This is a genomic window from Exiguobacterium sp. s102, assembly GCF_018618635.1.
Classification (GTDB): Bacteria; Bacillota; Bacilli; order Exiguobacteriales; family Exiguobacteriaceae; genus Exiguobacterium_A; species Exiguobacterium_A oxidotolerans.
Map to the genome: position 1 here is coordinate 22704 of NZ_JACSML010000001.1, position 23031 is coordinate 45734.

At 35.8% G+C, this 23031-nt stretch carries 19 protein-coding genes, 2 pseudogenes and 1 riboswitch; of the genes and pseudogenes, 17 read left to right on the top strand and 4 right to left on the bottom strand.

From position 1 onward, the window contains the following. Positions 1 to 18 precede the first annotated feature (18 nt). From fcl to KNQ02_RS00175, 14 genes are all read left to right on the top strand, one after another. The gene (gene fcl / locus KNQ02_RS00110) at positions 19 to 963 is read left to right on the top strand and encodes a GDP-L-fucose synthase (protein ID WP_214807091.1); all 945 of its coding nucleotides are present in this window, start codon (positions 19 to 21) and stop codon (positions 961 to 963) included. 17 nt (positions 964 to 980) lie between these two features. Next, complete coding sequence (gene gmd, locus KNQ02_RS00115) at positions 981 to 2060, top strand: GDP-mannose 4,6-dehydratase (RefSeq protein ID WP_214807092.1); 1080 nt, start codon at positions 981 to 983, stop codon at positions 2058 to 2060. A gap of 53 nt (positions 2061 to 2113) precedes the next feature. Further along, positions 2114 to 3268 carry a glycosyltransferase family 4 protein gene (locus KNQ02_RS00120; protein ID WP_214807093.1) on the top strand — a complete coding sequence of 385 codons (1155 nt, stop codon included), beginning with the start codon at positions 2114 to 2116 and terminating at the stop codon, positions 3266 to 3268. A gap of 2 nt (positions 3269 to 3270) precedes the next feature. Beyond that, positions 3271 to 4509: a glycosyltransferase family 4 protein gene (locus KNQ02_RS00125; protein WP_214807094.1), complete on the top strand. Its 1239-nt coding sequence runs from the start codon at positions 3271 to 3273 to the stop codon at positions 4507 to 4509. A gap of 13 nt (positions 4510 to 4522) precedes the next feature. Continuing rightward, a complete protein-coding gene (locus KNQ02_RS00130) occupies positions 4523 to 5743 on the top strand; it encodes an O-antigen ligase family protein (protein ID WP_214807095.1) in 1221 nt (406 codons plus the stop codon). Then, complete coding sequence (locus KNQ02_RS00135; RefSeq protein ID WP_214807096.1) at positions 5740 to 6477, top strand: WecB/TagA/CpsF family glycosyltransferase; 738 nt, start codon at positions 5740 to 5742, stop codon at positions 6475 to 6477. The genes KNQ02_RS00130 and KNQ02_RS00135 overlap by 4 nt, the downstream gene beginning before the upstream one ends. 2 nt (positions 6478 to 6479) lie before the next feature. Beyond that, positions 6480 to 7313, top strand: a complete 834-nt coding sequence (locus KNQ02_RS00140) for a glycosyltransferase (protein WP_214807098.1) — start codon at positions 6480 to 6482, stop codon at positions 7311 to 7313. Between the two features lie 38 nt (positions 7314 to 7351). Further along, positions 7352 to 8653: a flippase gene (locus KNQ02_RS00145; RefSeq protein WP_214807099.1), complete on the top strand. Its 1302-nt coding sequence runs from the start codon at positions 7352 to 7354 to the stop codon at positions 8651 to 8653. A 61-nt stretch (positions 8654 to 8714) separates the two neighbouring features. Further along, on the top strand, positions 8715 to 10106 hold the full coding sequence (locus KNQ02_RS00150) for a sugar phosphate nucleotidyltransferase (RefSeq protein WP_214807100.1): 1392 nt from the start codon (positions 8715 to 8717) through the stop codon (positions 10104 to 10106). Between the two features lie 57 nt (positions 10107 to 10163). Beyond that, positions 10164 to 11237, top strand: coding sequence for a hypothetical protein (locus tag KNQ02_RS00155; RefSeq protein ID WP_214807101.1), 1074 nt, complete (start codon positions 10164 to 10166; stop codon positions 11235 to 11237). Between the two features lie 4 nt (positions 11238 to 11241). Beyond that, on the top strand, positions 11242 to 12213 hold the full coding sequence (galE, locus tag KNQ02_RS00160; protein ID WP_214807102.1) for a UDP-glucose 4-epimerase GalE: 972 nt from the start codon (positions 11242 to 11244) through the stop codon (positions 12211 to 12213). Between the two features lie 24 nt (positions 12214 to 12237). After that, the gene (gene manA, locus KNQ02_RS00165) at positions 12238 to 13191 is read left to right on the top strand and encodes a mannose-6-phosphate isomerase, class I (RefSeq protein ID WP_214807103.1); all 954 of its coding nucleotides are present in this window, start codon (positions 12238 to 12240) and stop codon (positions 13189 to 13191) included. Positions 13192 to 13219: 28 nt separating this feature from the next. Beyond that, a complete protein-coding gene (locus KNQ02_RS00170) occupies positions 13220 to 14947 on the top strand; it encodes a phospho-sugar mutase (RefSeq protein ID WP_214807105.1) in 1728 nt (575 codons plus the stop codon). A 19-nt stretch (positions 14948 to 14966) separates the two neighbouring features. After that, the gene (locus KNQ02_RS00175; RefSeq protein WP_214807106.1) at positions 14967 to 16133 is read left to right on the top strand and encodes a nucleotide sugar dehydrogenase; all 1167 of its coding nucleotides are present in this window, start codon (positions 14967 to 14969) and stop codon (positions 16131 to 16133) included. A 160-nt stretch (positions 16134 to 16293) separates the two neighbouring features. Here the strand turns inward: KNQ02_RS00175 and KNQ02_RS00180 are convergent, their stop codons facing one another. Continuing rightward, a complete protein-coding gene (locus tag KNQ02_RS00180) occupies positions 16294 to 16755 on the bottom strand; it encodes a transposase (protein WP_214807402.1) in 462 nt (153 codons plus the stop codon). Between the two features lie 16 nt (positions 16756 to 16771). Next, a complete protein-coding gene (locus KNQ02_RS15775; RefSeq protein WP_214807107.1) occupies positions 16772 to 17785 on the bottom strand; it encodes a transposase in 1014 nt (337 codons plus the stop codon). 243 nt (positions 17786 to 18028) lie between these two features. On the opposite strand from KNQ02_RS15775, the gene KNQ02_RS00190 reads away from it, so the two are divergent. Both KNQ02_RS00190 and KNQ02_RS00195 read left to right on the top strand, forming a co-directional pair. Beyond that, positions 18029 to 18877: a hypothetical protein gene (locus KNQ02_RS00190; RefSeq protein WP_214807108.1), complete on the top strand. Its 849-nt coding sequence runs from the start codon at positions 18029 to 18031 to the stop codon at positions 18875 to 18877. Positions 18878 to 19416: 539 nt separating this feature from the next. Further along, a pseudogene (locus tag KNQ02_RS00195) lies at positions 19417 to 19614 on the top strand (IS3-like element ISBsp3 family transposase); the annotation flags it as partial. Between the two features lie 35 nt (positions 19615 to 19649). On the opposite strand, the pseudogene KNQ02_RS00200 reads toward KNQ02_RS00195, so the two are convergent. After that, positions 19650 to 19889 (bottom strand): annotated as a pseudogene (locus tag KNQ02_RS00200) (ATP-binding protein); the annotation flags it as partial. A gap of 294 nt (positions 19890 to 20183) precedes the next feature. Between KNQ02_RS00200 and istA the strand changes: the two are divergent. Continuing rightward, positions 20184 to 21404, top strand: a complete 1221-nt coding sequence (gene istA, locus KNQ02_RS00205; protein WP_371816391.1) for an IS21 family transposase — start codon at positions 20184 to 20186, stop codon at positions 21402 to 21404. Positions 21405 to 22031: 627 nt separating this feature from the next. On the opposite strand, the gene KNQ02_RS00210 is transcribed toward istA, so the two are convergent. Then, positions 22032 to 22823, bottom strand: coding sequence for a glycoside hydrolase family 191 protein (locus tag KNQ02_RS00210; protein WP_251135009.1), 792 nt, complete (start codon positions 22821 to 22823; stop codon positions 22032 to 22034). A gap of 107 nt (positions 22824 to 22930) precedes the next feature. Continuing rightward, positions 22931 to 23015: riboswitch (cyclic di-GMP riboswitch) on the bottom strand. Between the last annotated feature and the right edge of the window lie 16 nt (positions 23016 to 23031).

A 23031-nucleotide genomic window follows, 5' to 3' on the forward strand; every position in this document is an offset into this window, starting at 1 on the left:
GAGAAAGTAGTGTGAATAATGAATAAGAGTTCTAAAATTTATGTCGCAGGACATCGTGGCTTAGTAGGATCAGCGATTCTTCGAAAGTTAGAAATAGAAGGCTATGAAAACTTAATCGTTCGTACAAGTAAAGAACTTGATTTGCGTGATAAGCAACAAGTGGATTCATTTTTCGAACTTGAAAAACCAGAATTCGTATTCTTGGCAGCAGCGAAAGTAGGCGGAATCGTTGCGAACAATGAATTCCCGGCAGACTTTATCCGTGATAACTTAATGATTCAAACGAATGTGATTGATGCTTCGTACCGGAATCAAGTCGAGAAGTTATTGTTCCTTGGCAGCACATGTATTTATCCTAAATTAGCTCCACAGCCTTTAAAAGAAGAGTATCTATTAACGGGCCCACTCGAGCCGACAAACGATGCTTATGCTTTAGCTAAGATCGCTGGAATCAAAATGTGTCAATCATACAATAAACAGTATGGAACGAACTACATTTCAGCGATGCCGACAAACTTGTACGGCGAAAATGATAATTTTGATCTTCAGTCTTCTCACGTTATGCCAGCTCTGATTCGTAAATTTCATGAAGCTAAGTTATCCAATCAATCTTCAGTAGAAGTATGGGGAACAGGGACACCAAAACGTGAATTCTTATATTCAGATGACTTAGCAGATGCTTGCGTTTACTTAATGAATCATTACAATGAGGATGAAATTATCAACATTGGAGTGGGAGAAGACGTATCAATCAAAGAACTCGCTGAAACGGTGCAACGGGTAGTTGGGTTTAAAGGTGAACTGAAGTTTGATACGACAAAACCAGATGGCACACCACGTAAATTAGTCGATACAACAAAAATTAACCAGCTGGGCTGGAAAGCTGATGTGAAGTTAGAAGATGGTATTTCATTAGCATACGAGTGGTTCTTAAATAATAAAGAGACATTAAAAAAAGTATAACCATAGGAGTGAATCAAATGAAAAAGGCATTGATTACAGGAGTTACAGGACAAGACGGATCATATTTAGCAGAATTTTTACTTGGGATGGACTATGAAGTCCACGGTGTCATTCGTCGTAGTTCTTCTTACAACCAAGAGCGTTTAGAAGATGTCATGAACGAAAATGAAGCAGAATCAATGTACAACAATGAAAACTTCCACCTTCATTATGGCGATATCACAGATACATCAAACGTTATTCGATTAATCAGTGAAATTAAGCCAGATGAAATTTATAATCTGGCAGCACAATCACATGTACGCGTATCATTTGACGTACCAGAATACACAGCTGACGTTGATGCAGTAGGGACGTTGCGAATTCTAGAAGCTGTTAAAATTCTCGGACTTACTGAGACAACACGTATTTATCAAGCCTCAACGTCAGAGCTTTATGGAAAAGTTCAAGAAGTACCACAATCGGAAACAACACCATTCTACCCACGTTCACCGTACGGTGTCGCTAAAATGTATGGTTTCTGGATTACGAAAAACTACCGTGAATCGTACAATATGTTTGCTGTAAACGGTATTCTCTTCAACCATGAATCAGAGCGTCGCGGTGAAACATTCGTTACACGTAAAATCTCACTTGCAGCAGCACGTATTGCGCAAGGAAAACAAAAAGAGTTGAAACTTGGTAACCTCGACTCATTACGCGACTGGGGATATGCGAAAGACTACGTTGAATGCATGTGGTTGATGTTGCAACACGACAAGCCAGAAGATTTCGTCATCGCTACTGGTGAAATGCACACAGTTCGTGAATTCGTTGAGTTGGCATTTAAACATGCGGGTATCGATGTTGAGTGGACTGGAACGGGTGTAGAAGAGAAGGGATACAACAAGGCAACGAAAGAATTGATTGTTTCCGTAGATCCGAAATTCTTCCGTCCGGCAGAAGTAGAACAACTATTAGGAACACCTGAAAAAGCGAAGAGTGTTTTAGGCTGGAATCCTACTAAGACATCATTTGAGCAGCTTGTAGAAATCATGGTCAAACATGATTTAGAAAAAGTTTCAAAAGAAACAGAAAAAGTAAGAATGTTTGATTAATAAATACTAAAGGGATATTTGTTGAAATATCCCTTTTAAAAAAGGAAAATAATATGAAAATTACTATTTTTAGACCTGGAATTATTTCGAATGGATCTGCTTTCGAAGCACAGGCAATGATTTATAAATATCTTCAAAAAAATTTTAATTATGAGTTTGTTATAATTAAAGATGAAAACGATGATTATTTTGATGAAGAGCTAAAAACAGTTTCAATTCCTAAAAGTTCGTATCAAAATATTCTAAGAATACCATATGCTTTTAATTTAATATCTTATCAAAAGCATGTTTTAGAAAATATTAAGGGAAGCGATTTAATTATTACATGTGATCCAACAATATATCATCAGGGAAGACTTGTTTATAATATATCTAAAAAATTGAAAATACCCTATATTTTTGATTCTTCTGTTACAAATTTTAATTATAAAAATAAGTATACAAGAAAAATAATATCAAATTTTATGACCAAATATGTTGAAGCTTCTAAAACTATATGGATTACAGTTCCTAAAGTTGCTGAAAGATTTAATAATGAAAGAATAATGAATAAAAAAATTTCGGAGAATTTTTTTATTTTAGGTCATCCTGTAGATATTGATATGTTTAAACCTAATTTAAAAAGCAGTGATGAAAGTAAACAAGAAATAATAGTTTTGTGTATTTCTAGACTGATTTACGAAAAAGGTATTCAATACATCATTTATGCGATAGAACCATTAATAAGAGAAAATCCCAAAATTAAATTAAAAATTATGGGGCAAGGTAATGCACTTCCTTTTTTAAAGAATATAGTGAAAAACTTGAACCTGATTGAAAATATAGAATTTTTAAATAATGTAAAGCATTCAGAATTACCAATAGTGTATAAAAATTCAGATATCTTCATTTCACACCCTTTAAACGATTCGAATTGGGAAGAATATTTTGGAGTGGCGAATATCGAAGCAATGTCATGTGGACTACCTACGATTTCAAGTAATAGTGGAGGAGTTTCTTTTGTTTTAAGAGAAGTAGAAACTTCATTGATTATTCAAGAAAGAGATGTAGTTAAAATGACTCAAGTATTACGTAAACTAATTGAGGATGAAGAGTATCGAAAAGATCTTGGCGCAAAATCAAGAGATTATGTTGTAAATAACTATTCGCTTGAAAGTATTTCTGAAAAATATCACAGACGTTTAGAAGACATAATGTTAGGAGAATGACTTTGAAGATTGCCATGTTAAATGCGAATGATATAGATGGTGGAGCGGCAGTAGCAGCATATAGATTAAATGAAGGATTAAATAAAAATGGAATTACTTCTAGAATGTTTGTACAAAAAAAAAATAGTAGTGATTATAGAGTTATTACAGAAAAAAATAAATATAAAAATCAGGCGAAATTACTGTTGAATAAAATAGATAAGATTCCAAATATACTATATAAAGGAAAACCCAAAGACTGGCATTCATGTATAGTTCCTAGTAATAAAAAAAAGATGATTTCTGAATTTGATCCAGATGTAATTCATCTTCATTGGACTTGCGAAGGGTTTCTATCTATTGAAGAAATTGGAGATATGGACAAACCGATTATTTGGACTATGCACGATATGTGGCCATTTACCGGTGGGTGTAATTATGCAAGTGGGTGTGAAAATTTTTTGAATGGTTGCGGTTCATGTCCGCAATTAAAATCGAAAAAAATAAATGACTTAAGTTCAAAAAATGTTAAAAGAAAAGAAAAGAATTGGTCAGCGCAAAAAATTACATTAGTAGCACCAAGTCAGTGGTTAGCGAACGAAGCTAAAAAAAGCAAGTTATTTAGTGGATTTGACATTAGGGTTATTCCAAATGGTATTGATACATCTGTTTTCAAACCTTTAGACAAAAAAGAAGCAAGAAATATTTTGAATTTAGATGAAAATAAAAAAATAGTCTTATTCGGCGCTGTAGATGCAACAAGTGACAAAAGAAAAGGATTTAGTTTATTAAAAGAGTCATTAGATTATTTAAGAGATTCTGGACATAATGATAATATTGAGTTACTTGTTTTTGGATCATCTCGTCCAGAAAATGAGATTATAAGTGACTATAAAATAACATACCTTGGAAGCTTGAAAGATCAAATATCTTTAGTTTTAGCATATTCTGCTGCTGATCTTTTTGTAGCACCATCTATTGAGGATAATTTACCTAATACTGTAATCGAATCAATGTCTTGTGGAACTCCGGTACTTGCTTACAACATTGGAGGTATGGGAGATATGATTGATAACAGTGAAAACGGTTATTTAATTCCTCCTTTTGATACAAAGATTTACGCTGAAAAAATTAAGTATTTATTAAACGAACCGAAAACTTTATTAGAATTTTCTATTAAAGCAAGAGAAAAAGTACTTAAAAACTTTGATTTAAAATATATATCTGATTGTTATTTAGAGTTATATAATGAAAAGTTGTAAAGTTGGTGGGAAAATGAATGAAGTAGTTATGAAAAAAATAAATACTTTGGAGTATATTTTTCTATTTTTAATTTTAATTTCTTATTCTGAATATTTATTTGTATTTTATAATGGCATAGTATTTTTTGAATATATGAAGTACTTTATTGGTCTGTTTTTTATATACAATTTGATTAAAAGTTGGGAATTTCTAGCATTAACAGCAAAAGATAATAAAGTATTAATTATTTTTTTATTGTATGTTACATTATCGGTTTTATGGACACCTGGCTATTCAAATATTTCTCGTATATTTTCATTGTTAGTAAATTTTTCTGTGGCTCTATTTATTATAAAAAGGTTCACTGTATTAGAATTATTAAAATTCTTAAGAGTATTTTTCTTATTCATTCTGATTTCTAGTTACGTAACAGTGATTTTATTCCCAGATATAGGGATAGAATCGGGGGTACATTCGGGATCATGGAATGGTGTTTTCGGTCAAAAAAATAGAGCAGGAATAGTTTTAGTATATTCCTTAATAACAACAATCGTGTTAATGATTTCTGAAACTAAAATAAAAAAAATAGATATAGGTTCATTTTTTTTAACAATAATTTTTATAATTAATACGAATTCTTCAACCGCAATAATGATATGTTTGTTGAGTATATTTATTTCGTTTTCATATTATATGTTCACTAAATGTAATAAACTTGTTCGAATAGTTTTTTTGATTTTTGCATCGGTTATATTAATATCTACGTATTTTTTTATTAGTTATATATCGCCTGCTATAAAAGAATTTACGGGGAAGGATTTAACTCTTACAGGACGCACATTTATATGGAATTATCTTCTAAATGAAAATAAAGGTGTTTCAGTTTTGATAGGAAATGGTTATGGATATTATTGGTCGAACTTCAATGAGAGTTTATATAGGTTTTACAACGCAATAGGATTTGTAACAACTACTGCTCACAATGGTTTTATAGATATAATTTTGGACTTAGGGTATGTTGGATTATTTTTATTTATTATCCTCCTTATAATTTCGTTAGTTGGATATATTTATAACTTTACATCTTATAATTTAAAAGTCTATACACTATGGCCAATACTTATTCTAATATGTATGATTCCTTATAATTTTTCTGAAAGCTTGTTTATTTCGTACAATAGTTTAAGTATAGTTTTTGTTTTTTGTTCCATTATATATATATCTAAAATATCAGATTACAGGGAGCTAGCATGAAAAAAATATTAGATGTTAAAATTTCGGATTTATCTTTCGATGAAACTGTTAATACAATAAATGATTGGATAGTCCAAAATTTCAAAAAAAAATATATATGTATTTGTAATACGCACTCTTTAGTAGAAAGTAAAAAAAATTATATGCACAAAAAGGCTTTGTTAGAAGCAAGTATTTGTACTCCAGATGGGATGCCATTAGTTTGGGAGATTAATAAAAGCAAGAAAAGTAAGAATCAAGATAGAGTAGATGGACCAAGTTTGATGGAAAAGTTATGCGAGAGTAAAACAAATAAAATTTTTTTATTAGGAAGTACAGACGAAAACTTGAGTGTATTAGAAACAAAATTAAGAAATTTGAATCCTGAAATTAAGCTAGTAGGATCATATTCACCGCCTTTTAAAACATTAGACTCGGAAGATGATAAGCGAATTGTTAACATAGTAAATGACAGCAATGCAGATATAGTTTTTGTAAGTTTAGGTTGTCCTAAACAAGAAATTTGGATGAATAAAAACTATGAATCAATGAATAGTATTTTAATTGGAGTAGGTGCAGCTTTTGATTTTCATACCGGGAAAATAAAAAGAGCTCCTAGTATTATACAAAAAGTAGGGATGGAATGGATGTATAGATTGCTTCAAGATCCAAAAAGATTATGGAAAAGATATTTAATAAATAATAGTCTATACATTTTGTTTATCGTTCTCTCACGTCTTAGAAAGAAGGAATAAAAATGAAAATAACAATTATAACTCCATGTTATAACGCGGAGGATTATATAGAAGATACGATTCTTTCAATAATCAATCAATGTAACGATTCATTGGGTAATCATTATATTGAACATATTATTTGTGATGGTAGTTCACAAGACAGAACTGTTGAAATTGCTGAAAGATTTATAGAATCAAAAAATGATAGATACAAATCGATTATTATATCTGAGCCAGATAAGGGAATGTATGACGCACTTGCGAAAGGATTAAAAAGAGCTTCGGGTGATATTATTTCTTACTTAAATGCAGGTGATTTATATGAGAAAGGAAGCTTCATTAGTATATTAAATGAATTTAAGCAAATTGAAGTGGATTGGGTAACAGGACGAAGAATTTTAATCAATGAAGAAAATATTGAAATCAGAAATAATTTACCTTATAAATATAGAAATAATCTTTTGTTGAGTGGCGTATATGGAAAAAAAATTTTTGTTTTTTTGAAACTGCCTTTCATACAGCAAGAATCTACCTTTTGGAGAAAAGAGATAAATAAATACATAAATTTGAATGAACTGTCTAAATTTAAACTTGCGGGTGATTACTTTATTTGGAGTTCCTTCGCACAAAAAGATATTGATTTAAAAATTATAGATAAAAAAATAGGTAAGTTTAAAATTCATGATAATCAATTAAGTAGTAATCGTAAATCGTATGAGAGTGAAGTTTCAATTATGAGTAAGAAACCTAATATTTTTATGTTTCCATTAATACTTATCGATCTTTTAGGGTGGATAAAATCTTACAAATTAAGTGAAATTAAAAATAAAAAAAACATCTTTAAAAAATTATGAATACCTACAATAACAGAAAAATAAAAAAAATATTCACTATGTTTTTATTGGGAAAAGAAGTAAGCAATAGTTTTTGGCTAATGACAGAAAGAATTGTTTCAATGTCCCTAAATCTAATAATTGTATCTCAGTTAGCAAGAGTATATGGACCAGAAGATTATGGGGTTTTAAACTACTCTTTATCTTTTATTATATTATTTACTAGTGTATCAACTCTAGGTCTTGAAACTATTTCAGTTAAAATTATAGTAGACAAATCAATGGATGAAGGGAAAGTTTTAAAAACTTCAATGCTAATGAGATTAACAAGTTCTGCATTTCTGATCTTAATCTCTTACATTCTGATAAATATATTAAACCCTAACGACATTAAAATCCAAACAATGGTTTTGATTTTGTCATTTTCTCTTTTTTTAAAGTCCTTAGATATTATTGATTATTGGGTTCAAGCTAATCACTTAGCAAGATACTCTACAAAAATTAAAATCTGTTCATCGTTATTAGTATTTTTTTTAAAAATAATTATTATTTTTAGTGGTCTTCAAATTGAAATGATTGTATTAGTGTATGTTATAGAGTCACTATTGATTGGGATAGGGTTATTTATGTTGTATAAATATAAGTCAGAGTACGCTTTTACATTTTGGGAATTTGATTTTAGTTATGCTAAATCTGCATTGAAGATGAGTTGGCCATTAATTATAAGCGGGCTAATGATAGCAATATATACAAAAATCGATCAAATTATGATTGGTTATATACTAAACTCACCAAAAGAAGTTGGTTATTATTCAGCAGCGCTTCAAATATCTAGTATGTGGTATTTCGTACCTTTGGCATTAATAACTTCATTTAACCCAAGCCTACTCAAACATAAAGAAAATAAAAAAATATTTGATCAAAAAAATACTGAGCTCTATTCTATTATTTTTTGGATTAGTTTTAGTTTTTGTGTTGGAATAACAGTTTTTTCTTCTTCAATAATTCATATAATATTTGGCGAAAAATATGATGATTCCATTGGTGTGCTAGTAATATCAGTTTGGGGAGGTATAATTGCATTACTGGGTTCAGCGAGAAACGCATGGTTGATTTCTTATGGCTATCAGTATTATTCGATAATTTATGCGGGGATAGGAGCAACTTCAAATATAATTTTAAATTGGTTTTTAATACCTCCTTTTGGAATAGAAGGAGCTGCTCTTGCTAGTTTAATTTCTCAAATGATTTCTGTGATAATTATTCCAAGCTTATTTCATGATACTAGAAAATCAGTATATTTGATGTTTAAAGGAATTAATTTTTTGGATGTATTAAAAAATAGTCAAAAATATAAATAAATTTGTACTAAAGAATATAAGTCTGTATGAAGTGTTAAAAAATATAAGAAAGAGGGATTTTATGAAATTGATACTATTATCAGGAGGTTCCGGTAAAAGACTATGGCCCCTCTCGAACGACACGCGTTCGAAGCAATTTTTGAAAGTGCTTGAAAGCCATAATTTACAGGAACAGTCAATGGTTCAACGTGTATGGGGGCAACTTGAAGCTACCGGATTATCAGGCGATGCGATGGTTGCGACATCAAAAATGCAACGTGACATGATTCATGCTCAAATCGGCGAACATATTCCTCTAATCATTGAACCTGAACGTCGTGATACCTATCCAGCAATTGCTCTTGCTGCGAGTCATCTACATTCGGTTCAAAATGTGGATGAAGATGAGGTTGTAGTTGTATTACCTGTCGATCCTTATGTGGATGACAAATTTTTTGAGCAAGTTAAGGTGTTAGAGGAAATGTTGATTACAACTAATGCTGATTTAGCACTAATGGGTGTCAAACCAACATATCCTTCTTCTAAATATGGTTATATGGTTCCTACAACAGATTCTAATATTTCTAATAATCATATCCAAGTCCAAAAGTTCACAGAAAAACCTTCTGAAGAAGATGCTGCTACACTGATTGAATCAGGAGCTCTTTGGAATTGTGGTGTGTTTGCTTTTCGTTTAGGCTATTTACTCAAAACGCTTGAAGAAAATTGCTTGCCTCTAGATTATCAAGAATTACTAGCTATGTATGCGACATTACCTAAAACCAGCTTTGATTACGCCGTAGTTGAAAAAACAAATAACATTATTGCTGTTCCTTATGATGGATACTGGAAAGATCTTGGGACGTGGAATACGCTGACCGAAGAAATGGCAACGTCTCAAATTGGAAAAGGTGTCATTTCAGAAGATAGTACAAACACTCATCTCATTAATGAGCTTGATATTCCTGTCACAATCATTGGAGTCAAGAATCTGGTGATTGCAGCTAGTCCTGATGGGATTTTAGTGGCCGAAAAAGAAGCGAGTCCGAAAATCAAAGACTACATCGGACAATATGACCAACCACCCATGTATGAAGAACGGATGTGGGGCTGGACACGGACGCTCGATTACGCTAAATACGATGAACAAAAAGAAATGGTCACAAAACGAATTTGTATCTATGCCGGACGTAACTCTTCTTACCATCGTCATATGCTGAGAGATGAAGTCTGGACGATTGTTCGAGGCGAGGGAGATCTGGCGGTAGATGGAAGGATTACTCGAGTTAAAGCCGGTGATATTGTTCATTTGCCAGCCGGGAAAGAACACGGTATTTATGCACTTTCTGAATTAGAGTTTATTGAGGTACAGACGGGTCTTGAGATTACAGAAGAAGACTTTGTACGCATTCATTATAAATGGTCGGATGTTCTCTCATGTTTCAATCAATCCGAGTCACGTGTCATTTATTAATCGCTTGCTTGGGGAGAGGAGCTATACTTCTCTCCTGTTTTTGTTTGGAGGAAATAAATGAAAATTGCCTATTATATTTCAGATTATGGTTATGGTCATGCGACAAGAAGTGTTGCAATCATTCGTGAGCTTTTAAAAAATAATAAAAATCTTAACATTATTATTTGTCACAGTTTCGCTCAAAGATTTTTAAAGGAATCACTTAAAGATTCTCGTGTTATTTTTCGCACTTTGGAAACGGATGTCGGTTATATATTAAGTCCTCATACTTTAGAACTGGATCATCTAAAAATTCAAGAAATGTATGAAGAATATCTGATCAATCGTAAGCGAAAAATAAAAGATGAAAGTTATTTTTTAACTGAACAAAATATTGACTATGTTATTTCAGATATTTATCCGACGGCGATTGAAGCTGCATATGATTTGAATATCCCGAGTATAGGAATTTCAAATTTTTTATGGAGTGATGTCTATAAAAATATCATTTCGAATTCTAAGCTCAAAATTATGCGAGATGCCTATGCGAAAATGACGCATTACTTACGTTTAGAAGGACAAATTAATTCAAACGATTATCTTGAAAAACATGATTTTTTTTCACGTGAAATTGATCATTCAGAAGTTGAAAAGATTAAATTTCATTTAAAAGTTACCTCGTCAGACACTGTGGTTTTTTATGGATTAGGTATGAAAGTGGATCACAGTAATCAGTTCGATAATAATTCGCCATTATGGTCAACTGAAGGTTGTAAATTTATTGTCTCTTCGCACGTAGATATAAATCATCCAAATGTATTTAGAATTCCATATGATTATACTGAAACACAAAATTATATAGCAGCTTCGGACTTTACAATTACGAAACCCGGTTGGAGTACAATCAGCGAAGCATTGAACGGGTCTAGTAGATTAATGCTACTAAATCGAAACTCTTTCTTAGAAGATCAATCAACAATAAAGGTACTAAAAAATTCAAATTACTGTAATGTCTATTCAGTAAAAGAATTATCAAAACTTCAATTTGATCAAAAGTTAATCAATCAACTAAAAAAACAGATTCAACTAAAAGATACAAAAAAAACGATAGACTTCTGTATCGAAGAATTACAAAAAAAACTGAAGAGGTGAACGGATGATTCTTGTAGTAGGCGGAGCTGGCTATATCGGAAGTCATGTTGTGAAAGAACTGCTTGATCAAGATAAATCAGTAGTCGTTTTAGATAATTTATCAACTGGTTTTCAGTTTGCTGTTGATTCACGTGCCATTTTTATTCAAGGCGAACTGGGCGATGAAAATATTCTCAGAAGTATTTTTACTAACTATGAAATTTCAGCAGTTATGCACTTTGCTGCAAACAGTCTTGTAGGGGAATCAGTAATTAATCCAATGAAGTACTACTTGAACAATGTAAGTGCTACTCTAACTCTTTTATCTGTCATGATAGAGCATCAAGTAGATAATTTTGTTTTTTCCTCTACCGCAGCAACGTATGGGTTAGTACAAGAAGCACTCATTACGGAAAAAACGCCTGTTCAACCGATAAATCCATACGGTCATTCTAAATTGATGATTGAACAAATAATCTCGGACTTACATAATGCAGATGGATTAAACTACGTAACATTAAGATACTTTAATGCAGCTGGAGCAGATCCGGATCAAACAATCGGTGAAAATCACAATCCTGAAACACATTTGATTCCAATTGTTTTACAACATTTGAACGGGCGAAGAGAAAACATCACTGTTTATGGTCAAGATTATGATACGAAGGACGGTACATGTATTCGGGATTATATTCATGTGTGTGATTTAGCTGATGCTCATATTTTAGCTTTAGAGGGTCTACTGAATAAAACAATCACAGAAGAAGTCTTTAACTTAGGCAATGGCAAGGGGTATTCAGTAAAAGAAATCATACAAGCTTCTGAAAAAGTGACTGGACATAAAGCAAAGATTCTTTTTGGTATTCGCCGAGAAGGGGACCCTGCACAACTAGTAGCAAGTTCAGAAAAAATTCATGAAGCGTTAGGTTGGATGCCTAAGTACTCTTTAGAGGAAATCATTCAACATGCTTGGAACTATGAAGTGAAAGTTAAGTAAAATTTGAGTAGTAAGGAGAAAAAGATGATATTAAGATTAAATCCGATTTTTCAAGAACGCATTTGGGGAAGTCAGCGACTAAAAACAGATTTTAACTACGATATACCAGGTGGATCGATTGGGGAATGTTGGGGAATTTCTGCCCATCAAAACGGTGAAAATGAAGTTAGTAACGGTCCTTACAGCGGTCGTGCTTTATCTGATCTCTGGGCCAATCACCGTCAGGAATTGTTTGGTGACTTTACTCATGAGACGTTTCCTTTACTGGTTAAAATTCTTGATGCTACGGATGATTTGTCTGTTCAAGTCCATCCGAATGACGAGCAAGCGTACAGCTTGGAAGGAGAACGATTTGGTAAAACAGAATGTTGGTATGTCCTTGACGCTGAACCGGGTGCCGAGTTGATTCTTGGTCATAATGCTCAAACAAGAGCAGAACTAGAAACAGCTGTTTCAAACGAAGAATGGTCAAACTTACTAAAAAAACAACCTGTTAAAAAAGGAGACTTTGTTTTTGTGGAGAGTGGAACTATCCATGCGATTGGTAAAGGAATCATGATTCTCGAGACACAACAATCTTGTGACGCCACTTATCGTGTTTATGACTTTGATCGAGTTGATGATAAAGGTACTAAACGTGAACTTCATCTGGAAAAAGCACTGACTGTGACGACGGTTCCTGACGTTCCTGTTCTCGCAAGACCTTCTGAAAAAACTGTATATGCCGGAACAATTCGAACACTCGTCAAATCACCTGAATTTGATGTCTACCATCATCAAGTCAGCAAGGGGTACTCATATCCTTGTCGCGAACAGTTTTCGTTATTAACTGTTATTGAAGGTGCTGGCGTTTTACAGAATGATGAAGAAACAATGGAAGTCAAAAAAGGTGATCACTTAATTATTACGAAAGATACAAGTGATATCTTGGTCGCTTCGGGGAACATGGAATGGATTACAAGCGAAATCGGTCGTTAAGATTAGATAGAGCATGATGGAGGAAGCTATGAATTATATTGAAAAATCGCAACAGTGGATTACATACAGCAATCTTAATTCGGAATTGAAGTCAGAACTTCATACAATTTTGGATCAACCAAAAGAGTTGGAAGATCGGTTTTATAAAGCTCTAGAGTTTGGAACGGGTGGTATGCGTGGCGAACTAGGAGTTGGGACGAATCGCTTAAACACTTATACTGTACGAAAAGCAATTGACGGGCTCGCTAGGTATATCGTTGAGCAAGGAGAAGAAGCGATGCGACGTGGAGTTGTCGTTGCTTATGATTCCCGTTATAAGTCAGAAGAATTTGCGATGGAAATTGCTCAAGTACTTGGTCATTATCAAATCAAGTCATATGTCTTTGATGCACTACGTCCGACACCGGAGTTATCTTTTGCGATTCGCTACTTGAATACATTTGCAGGTATTGTTATTACTGCAAGCCATAATCCGCCTGAATACAACGGAATTAAGATTTATGCAGAAGACGGCGGCCAAATGCCGCTTGAGATGGCGGATATCATTACTTCGTATATCAATCAGGTGGAAGATGAATTGCTGATTCCAGTTGTCGAGTATGAAACGCTTTTGAAAGCTGGTCTATTGCAGATGATTGGTGAAGAGTTTGATAAAGCATATCTAGCTGCACTTGATACCCTTCAACTTCGAAAAGTTGCAAAATCTGATATGAAGATTGTATTTACGCCTCTACACGGAACAGCGCATCGTCTTGTTCCAGAAGGATTAAAACGATTTGGCTTTGAGCATATCATTCTAGTAGAAGAACAAATGACTCCAGATCCAGAATTTTCAACGGTTTTCTCGCCTAATCCGGAGGAGCATGCTGCTTTTGAATACGCAATTCGTTACGGAGAAAAGCATGATGCTGATCTGTTACTTGCGACGGATCCGGACGCCGATCGTTTAGGGGTTGCTGTCAAAAATGCGCAAGGACAGTATGAAGTGCTAACTGGAAATCAGACAGGTGCTTTAATGCTACATTATATTCTCGAGCAAAAGAGGCGATTAGGAACTCTTCCTGTGAATGGAGTTGTACTCAAAACAATCGTTACTTCCGAGATTGGGCGTACAATCGCCCAAGATTATGGTATAGAGGCGATCGATACACTAACTGGGTTTAAGTTTATTGGAGAAAAGATCAAACAATTCGAAGAACAGTCTTCCCATACATTTTTATTCGGATACGAAGAAAGTTATGGTTATTTGATCAAAGATTTTGCACGTGATAAGGACGCGGTTCAAGCGGCGGTATTCGTTGCAGAAGTTGCGGCATATTATCATGAGCAAAGAATCACTTTACACACTGCACTTCTCAATTTAATGAACCGGTACGGTTACTATCAAGAAGATCTTGTATCATTAACTTTGAAAGGTAAAGATGGTGCGATTCAGATTCAAGAAATGATGGACCAGGTTCGGCAAGCTCCTATGAACGAAGTGGCAGGTAAAAAAGTAGTAGTGATCGAGGATTACCTTTCAGGTCAAAGAAACAACTACCAAACTGGAGTAATTTCGCAAATTAATTTGCCTACTTCGAACGTATTGAAATTGTATTTAGAAGGAGATGCTTGGATTACACTCCGCCCATCTGGCACCGAACCAAAAATCAAATTTTACTTTAGCGTGAAAGAAGATACGCTTGACCTAAGTAAAGGCGTGTTGAGAAAGTTAAAAGAAGAATTCATGAACACGATTCAAGGTGTTACGATTTAATCTAAGGAGAAGCAAACATATGAAAATTACAGTAGCAGGGACAGGTTACGTTGGTCTTTCGATGGCAGTTTTACTCGCACAGCATAATGAAGTCACATCAATTGATATCATTAAAGAACGTGTCGAACTCGTTAACAATCGAAAATCACCAATCGTTGATGCTGAAATTGAAAACTTTCTTCAAAATAAAGAGTTGAATTTGCGAGCAACAACTGATAATTATGAGGCCTATAAAGAAGCAAATTTTGTCATCATTGCAACGCCGACCGATTACGACCCAACACGGAATTACTTTAATACGCGTACGGTAGAGAGCGTCATTGCGACAGTTCTTGCGATTAATCCAGATGCAACGATGGTCATTAAATCGACAGTACCAGTTGGCTACACGCAAGAATTAAAAGAGAAGTTCGATACACCCAACATTGTCTTCTCACCAGAATTTCTTCGCGAAGGACAGGCACTGCATGATAATCTCTATCCATCACGTATCGTCGTTGGTGAACAGTCAGAACGGGCACAACAATTTGCTGATCTTTTACTTGAAGGAGCAATCAAAAAAGATGTGCCGATTCTTTTGACCGATTCAACAGAAGCTGAAGCCATCAAGTTGTTCTCGAATACGTATTTAGCGATGCGTGTCGCGTTCTTTAACGAACTCGATACGTATGCAGAAGTCCGTAATCTTGATACAAGACAAATCATTGAAGGAGTCGGGCTCGATAGCCGAATCGGCAATCATTACAACAATCCTTCTTTCGGTTACGGTGGATACTGCTTACCTAAAGATACGAAGCAGTTGCTTGCAAACTATGATGAAGTCCCGAACAACATCATTGGGGCGATCGTTGAAGCAAATCGGACACGGAAAGATTATATTGCCGATACAATCATCAAACAGAATCCAAAAGTCGTCGGTGTATATCGTTTGACGATGAAAACGGACTCGGATAACTTCCGTGCCTCTTCGATTCAGGGCATCATGAAACGAATCAAAGCAAAGGGGATTGAAGTAACAGTTTTCGAACCGGTCTTAACGGAAGATACATTCTATAATTCCCGTGTCGTACGGAATCTTGAAGCGTTTAAGCAAGAGTCGGATATAATCATCTCAAATCGGATGCATGTGGAATTAAGTGATGTTGAAGAAAAAGTTTATACACGAGACTTATACAGTAGAGATTAAGTAAGCTAAAAAAATATAAAAACTTGAGCTATAAATTAAAAAGTAAATTAACGATTAACGTGGATCAGATGTATTTTGCAATAGGTTTGTGGTTCTTACGCAATGTTAGTGAACGTTGACACGTGTACTCCCGATTAAACACAATCATTTTCTTACAATATTAACGCTTCGGATCTGGATTGCGACAGAGCACTCGAATACGGAGTAGATCGAAGTTAGCACGCTCATACATGAGGCGTTTGACCATTTTCAATCGATTGACATTGCCCTCCACGTAGCCATTGTTTTCTTCATACTGACAAGCTGCCAAAATGACCGGAAGGTCTTTTTTGAGGCGACGCACAAAACGAGCGAGTCTCGGATGTGCCGTGACTTTCGGGTTCATAATCAAACGAAGCAGTTCATCACTATCTCGCACACGTATTGCTTCTCGGAATCCCTGGATGAAGCAGAATGGGATTGAAAGATCCGGATATTCGCATAACAAATCTGAAACATCTGCGGTGTCTTTCTCATTCTTTTTCGGCCATTGCCAGAGTAGTCGACAAGCATCTTTACGCGATAAAAAGAGCGGACTTTCTAGAAGCAGCCCCCTACGAATATCTCGAGCCCGATAACGGATAGCCCCGTAAGATCCCTTATACCCTAAGCCGTTCGATCTCCTTCAATGTCAAATGGCTCATGACGTACTCTCTTAAATGATCTATATAGCGATCAATTGAGTGGGAACGTTTCCGTCGTAGTGACGAGGGGTGATAATTAGGCTCACTATACTTCTTGACAGTTCGCCAATTCAGGTGAAGAGAACGAGCGATTGCATTCAGGGACATGCCCTTTCGATACATGGCTTGAACAGAAGAGACAAGTATTTGACGATTAGAACCGATAGACTGTTTCTTAGGGATAGGTAGGTGACCAGGTAGCACACGTCTACAAACGGTAACGAGCAACTCCCACAGATTGTGAATCAGGTGGAAACGATCACTCACTACTATGACGCCTTTTTTCTGAAGTGTTTCCTGGTATCCTGGGAATCTGTCTGAAGAAGCTCGAACAGGCTTTTCGATTAGTTGATCCATCCATGCGATCAGCTCGTCGGGATTCCGTGAACGGAATAATTCGATTGGACGATGGTTCTGTGCATTGCAGATGATTGTCCTATAACGACGTCCTTTTTTGAAGGCGAAGTCGTCAATCCCGATGATATCTGGCTGTTCCGAAGGAACAGGGACGCGTCTCAAAATCTTGAGAAGTGTATCGTGACTGATCCGTATACCGATCGTTGGGCAAACACGTGCCGCTTCTTTAGCATTCATGGCAAGCATCAACGTCGTCAATACATGATCGGTCCGATTGGTCCGTCTAGAATAAGGTACCGCCCACTCGAGGCGTTCAGTAAAAATGATGCGTTCACAATTCGGGTTATCGCAAAAGCATTTCGGAACTCGAAGTGTGAGTCGGATACAATGCTGTATTCTGAACAGGTCACCAATCCTTCTCCAAGTGAAACCATGCCTTCTGTCACAACGTGCACCGCAGTCCGGACAGTGGCTAGTGGATGAAACAAGATGCGCCATAAGATGTGTCTCGTGATCATTCTTCTCCATCGTCATTATGCGAATACGCGGATCCAGTTCTTCGATCTCGTACATAGGAATCAGTCCTTTTTAACTCTATTCCCATAGTATTGAAAGCATTACCTCACTAACATTGCGTAAGAACCACTCCTATTCTGCATTACACAATAGATTGTACGTATGCCAAATTCTATACATGAAGTTGCCTCTACTTCTTAATATTATTAATCATTATGTACTACAATTTATTGAGAAAAAATGATCTTACAAATTAATCCATGGTAAAATTAAATAACAATATTATTTTGGAGGCTTAAAATGGAACTAATTACAAATGAAGTCGTTATTAACGAATATTCTAAAAAAAATTACAAAATCGAATATAATGAAAACTCTACTGAAAATATAGCTGTAATCTATTTTTCGAGTAATGGTCTCTATTATCCTAATGACATCGATACATTCAGTACTGCTATAGTCGAAAAAAATCGTTTTGAGTGGTCTAGAAATAAAATTAGTAATGCAAAAAAACATATTTTTGTTAGAGATATTTTCAAACAATGGTACATAAGTGGAATAAGTAAAAAAAACAACACAGTTAATAAAGTTAAAGAATTTCTAAAAGCCGAAACTGAAGGATATAAAGTTGTAACGGTAGGAAGTTCAGCAGGAGGGTACGCAGCCATACTATTTGGAATACTACTCAAAGCTGAATACGTACTAAGCTTTGCAGCACAATTCACTCTATATCCGCAGATAAGAAAAAGTAATCCTAATAAAGATTCGGTTCTTTTTAAACACTTAAATAATTCAAATTATAATAATTATTATGATTTGTCAAATTTAATAAACAACAACGACACAACGATTTACTATTTTTGTCCATCACGTTGTGAAATTGATAGACCACAATTACAAGCCGCTGAGTCTTGTAAAAAAGTAAAAATATTGAAGATTTCTTCTGATAAACACGGAATTCCATGTACATTACCTTGTTTAAAAACCATTATAAATTTAGACAAAAACAAACTCGATAATCTTTTTAAACATTACGAACAAAAAGAGATAAATTTTTTCTATTTTTCAATCAAAACTTCTGGTCTAAAAACAAATATCAGTTATTTTTTAAAACATACCCAGAAAAAAATTATTAAAAATTACTTTTAACCAAGCCAAAATAAGAAATACAATTCATTTTGCTTTGTATTTATATAATTCTGTTAATCAAATACTTTAAATAACTAAATGAACTAAACTATGCGGCTTGGGTTTTAAATTTAGTAAGAGTAACAAAGAGTCAAGTCGCTTTAGCTATTTTTAATATTTATCATGGTAAAATTTTATGATATTGTTGATATTATATTTTAATTCTTCATAGTTTAAATCTTGTTTAAACAATAGATTTTTTAATTACACATCTAATTAATTTTTTCAGCACTAACGTCCTTTAAAAAACACGTTAATATTTGAACTGAACCAAAAAAGTTGAACAATAAATAATTTACTATGCGACCTCAAGCACCTGAGTCCGGTATTCTACCGGGTGGGCTAACCTAAAATTTTGAGACAATATAAAACACCTTCGGAGTGGTAGACTGAACTGAACCCTGAATGGTGGACACTTGATAAAAGACCCCATTCGGGGTTTTTTGTGTTTAAAGATATCGATATACTGTACCTATTCAATTTAGACGGGAGAACTATTCATGAACAGACGCACCTTCAATCCAGATCAAATCAGACAACTTGAAGCGAATCTTCACGTAGCCTCGGTATCAGATCGTACGATTCAATACAAAGGAGAATTTAAGATTCACGCTGTACGTGAGAATTTAGCTGGTAAGCGACCGATTCAAATCTTTGAGGAAAGCGGCTTTGACCTGGACATGATTGGTTGTCGACGTCAAGTAGAATTTGACGTTTTCTGCTCGTTTGATTTTTACACTTCTGATGAAAATAGATTCTTTCGATTTCTCATGCGATGACTGTCGTCATCGCTATGAATCACTTCGACACGATGTAAGAGACGATCCAATATGGCAGTTGTGATTCCTTGATCATCAATTAGCTCGCCCCATTGATCTGGACTTTTATTCGAGGTCAGGATGATTGAACTTCGTTCATACAGATAATTGATGAGACGGAAGAATAGATTAGCTTCTCTCTGATCCATAGCCATATTGATTACAGCCATCGAAATGTACCACTCTTGCAATCTTTTTTACCAAAGAGTGACAAACAATTTACCAAGCAGTGCCATAGCGCCGACCAGCGTTCATAATACACTCTTATGATTGATATGCACACCGTAGGGTGTGACATTGTCACATAGGAGGTATTTTTTTATGCTCCGTTATTCCGACATCCTGAAACTCAAAGAAGAAGGCTTCAGTCTACGAAGTATTGCGTCTAGCACTGGCAACTCCTGTCAGAAAGTGACGGAGGTGACCGAACGTGCCAAACAGAAGGGGTTGTGGGACCTTTTGATGATGAGATGACTGACAAATGGATTGAAGAGTTTTTGTTTCCTGAGAAGTCACTTGAATCATCTGGTCGCTATCCAATCGATTTTGACTATGTCCATAAAGAATTGGCAAAGCCGAACGTCACGTTATCACTTTTGCATTATGAATATGAAATCGAGTGTCGCGCTCACAAAAAGATTCCATACTCCTATCGGAGTTTCGTACGCCATTACAGTGCTTATGCGAACAAGCACAAGGCTACACTCCGTATTCGTCGAAAACCTGGGGAAATCATGGAAGTTGACTGGGCTGGTTCGACAACATTCATTATTGATCGTGATACAGGTGAGAAGGTAAAGGCTTATGTATTTGTCGCTACCTTACCGTGCAGTCAGTTGTCTTATGCCGAAGCTAGCCTTTCGATGGACTTGTCTGCATGGATTACATGTCACAACCATGCTTACACTTATTTTGGAGGAAGCACTCAAATCGTCGTCCCGGATAATCTGAAAACAGGTGTCACGAAGAACACGTCGCGTGAGCTCGTTCTCAACCCGACGTATCGGGAAATGGTAGAACACTACGGGACAGTTATCATGCCAGCACGTGTGAGTGCCCCCAAAGACAAATCGAGCGTTGAAGGGTCTGTCGGAGTAATTTCTACTTGGATCATCGCAGCATTAAGGCATTCACATTGTTTCAGCATCGATGAACTGAACCGTGAGGTTCAGACAAAACTAGAAGAGTTCAATCAACGTCCATTCACGAGGAAGGATGGTAGCCGTTTCACCGCCTTCGAGCAAGAGGAGAGGTTTGCATTATCTCCACTACCCGATAGTTTTTACAAATTTTCCACCTGGCGGACGGCAAAAGTCCGACCGGACTATCACATATCTGTTGACAGCATGTTTTACTCGGTCCCCTATGAATATATAAACCGACAGGTAGAGGTACGTTTGACAGAGCAACTGATTGAAATCTATTTTAATCACATGCGAATCGCTTCTCACAAACGGATGAACGGTCGATTCGGGCAGCTCTCGACTCAACATGATCATATGCCTGACAATCATAGACTTTATATTGATCAGACCCCAGCGAATGCAGCAAAAGAGTGGGTCGAAGAAGTCGGACCGAATACGTTGAAAGTGACTGATTTCCTCCTTGATACGACACAGCTGTATTTTGCAATAGGTTTGTGGTTCTTACGCAATGTTAGTGAACGGTGACACGTGTACTCCTGATTAAACACAATCATTTTCTTACAATATAACGCTTCGGATCTGGATTGCGACAAAGCACTTGAATACGGAGTAGATCAAAGTTAGCACGCCCATACATGAGGCGTTCACAATTCGGGTTATCGTAAAACCATTTCGGAACTCGAAGCGTGAGTCGAATACAATGCTGTATTCTGAACAGGTCACCAATCCTTCTCCAGGTGAAACCATGCCTTCTGTCACAACGTGCACTGCAGTCCGGACAGTCGCTAGTGGATGAAACAAGATGCGCCATAAGGTGTGTCTCGTGATCGTTCTTTCTTCATCGTCATTATGCGAATACGCGGATCCAGTTCTTCGATCTCGTACATAGGAATCAGTCCTTTTTAAAACTATTTTCATTTGCTCAAAAATAATAGACGAGCTAGTTCATCTAAACTATTGTTTGTTTTTTACACAAGAAGAGGTCCAAGCGATAACCATCGCCTGGACCTCTTTTTACGTTCGATGTTTCAATTCGTTGACCTGCCTCTGAAAAGTGACCGGTTTTGTTTTGTGCATCCTGTATAATTGTGTCATGCAGGAGCACTCAGAATTGGAATTGAGTAATCGGTTATGAGATTATATGCAAGTGGATTAGAATTTATTGTAATTCAGCGTTTTGTTTGATTTTAAGTGAATGAACCCATTCTTTTTCGCATACTGCGCACTTTTCGCACCTTGTTTAGAAGAAATCGTCAATGTCTTGATGTCTTCTTCTTCGTTCAACTCCTGAAGATCTGCCATCCGGTCTTTTGACCATTGGTCTTTTGCGACCGTCGAGTAGTTGAAGCTTTCCCACATGATGCCATCGATGTACGGGTACGTATGGTATTTTAATGTCCCGAAGCCCCAGTTTTGAATCAATGAGAGATCCGCATGTTTCGTCTTGACGCTCTTCAAGAAGTTCGTCATCGCGACTTGCTGCTGCTCAAGGATCTTTGGTTGGTCGGCATGTTCGTTGTCGATGTCGCCGACTGTATCCAAGAAGACACCGTCGAGTCCTTTATTGACGACTTGCTTTTCGACTTCTTGCATGAGGACCGCTTGGTAATGCTTCGAGTTGATGTCCATTAAGTATGAATCCCATTCCGTGTAGTGAACACGTTGTCCATCACGGTGGAAGAAATCTGATTCCTTTAATTGTGCCATCAAGTCTGTGTTCCAGTTGTCGGCTTCCATCGTGTTGATGTAGCCATAGACTTTCGTGCCGTACTTTTGAATTTCTGCGATTTGTTTCGCTGAGTAAAAGACCGGTTCGATGATCATGACATCGTACTTTTGCATCTTCTTGATTTTTGATTTCGTCGGTGCATCGTAGTAGACCTTATACGAGCTGACGGAATCGAGTGGATTCGTTGATTGAGCTTTGCCCGTGATTGGTGTCATTAATAACACTCCTAAAAAAAGAATGCACAAAAAAGACGTCACGCGTTTGAGTGAGATAATACCCATGGTTAGTAGCCTCCTGATTTTTTATCAGAGAGCGGCTGCGGCATTGCAGACTGGCGATCGGTATCCGAAGATCGACGACCCATGTCTTTGCGCCCTTACTTTTCAGTAAGTTTGCCCTTCTCGATATTTAGTTGTAATTGCC

Excerpts from the sequence above, each read along its gene's own strand:
- KNQ02_RS00150 (WP_214807100.1), top strand. The coding sequence starts at position 8,715 with ATGAAATTGATACTATTATCAGGAGGTTCCGGTAAAAGACTATGGCCC.
- KNQ02_RS00155 (WP_214807101.1), top strand. The coding sequence starts at position 10,164 with ATGAAAATTGCCTATTATATTTCAGATTATGGTTATGGTCATGCGACA.
- KNQ02_RS00145 (WP_214807099.1), top strand. The coding sequence starts at position 7,352 with ATGTTTTTATTGGGAAAAGAAGTAAGCAATAGTTTTTGGCTAATGACA.
- KNQ02_RS00120 (WP_214807093.1), top strand. The coding sequence starts at position 2,114 with ATGAAAATTACTATTTTTAGACCTGGAATTATTTCGAATGGATCTGCT.
- KNQ02_RS00130 (WP_214807095.1), top strand. The coding sequence starts at position 4,523 with ATGAATGAAGTAGTTATGAAAAAAATAAATACTTTGGAGTATATTTTT.
- KNQ02_RS00175 (WP_214807106.1), top strand. The coding sequence starts at position 14,967 with ATGAAAATTACAGTAGCAGGGACAGGTTACGTTGGTCTTTCGATGGCA.
- manA (WP_214807103.1), top strand. The coding sequence starts at position 12,238 with ATGATATTAAGATTAAATCCGATTTTTCAAGAACGCATTTGGGGAAGT.
- KNQ02_RS15775 (WP_214807107.1), bottom strand. The coding sequence starts at position 17,785 with ATGTACGAGATCGAAGAACTGGATCCGCGTATTCGCATAATGACGATG.
- gmd (WP_214807092.1), top strand. The coding sequence starts at position 981 with ATGAAAAAGGCATTGATTACAGGAGTTACAGGACAAGACGGATCATAT.
- KNQ02_RS00170 (WP_214807105.1), top strand. The coding sequence starts at position 13,220 with ATGAATTATATTGAAAAATCGCAACAGTGGATTACATACAGCAATCTT.
- KNQ02_RS00210 (WP_251135009.1), bottom strand. The coding sequence starts at position 22,823 with ATGACACCAATCACGGGCAAAGCTCAATCAACGAATCCACTCGATTCC.
- KNQ02_RS00190 (WP_214807108.1), top strand. The coding sequence starts at position 18,029 with ATGGAACTAATTACAAATGAAGTCGTTATTAACGAATATTCTAAAAAA.
- KNQ02_RS00135 (WP_214807096.1), top strand. The coding sequence starts at position 5,740 with ATGAAAAAAATATTAGATGTTAAAATTTCGGATTTATCTTTCGATGAA.
- KNQ02_RS00140 (WP_214807098.1), top strand. The coding sequence starts at position 6,480 with ATGAAAATAACAATTATAACTCCATGTTATAACGCGGAGGATTATATA.
- fcl (WP_214807091.1), top strand. The coding sequence starts at position 19 with ATGAATAAGAGTTCTAAAATTTATGTCGCAGGACATCGTGGCTTAGTA.
- galE (WP_214807102.1), top strand. The coding sequence starts at position 11,242 with ATGATTCTTGTAGTAGGCGGAGCTGGCTATATCGGAAGTCATGTTGTG.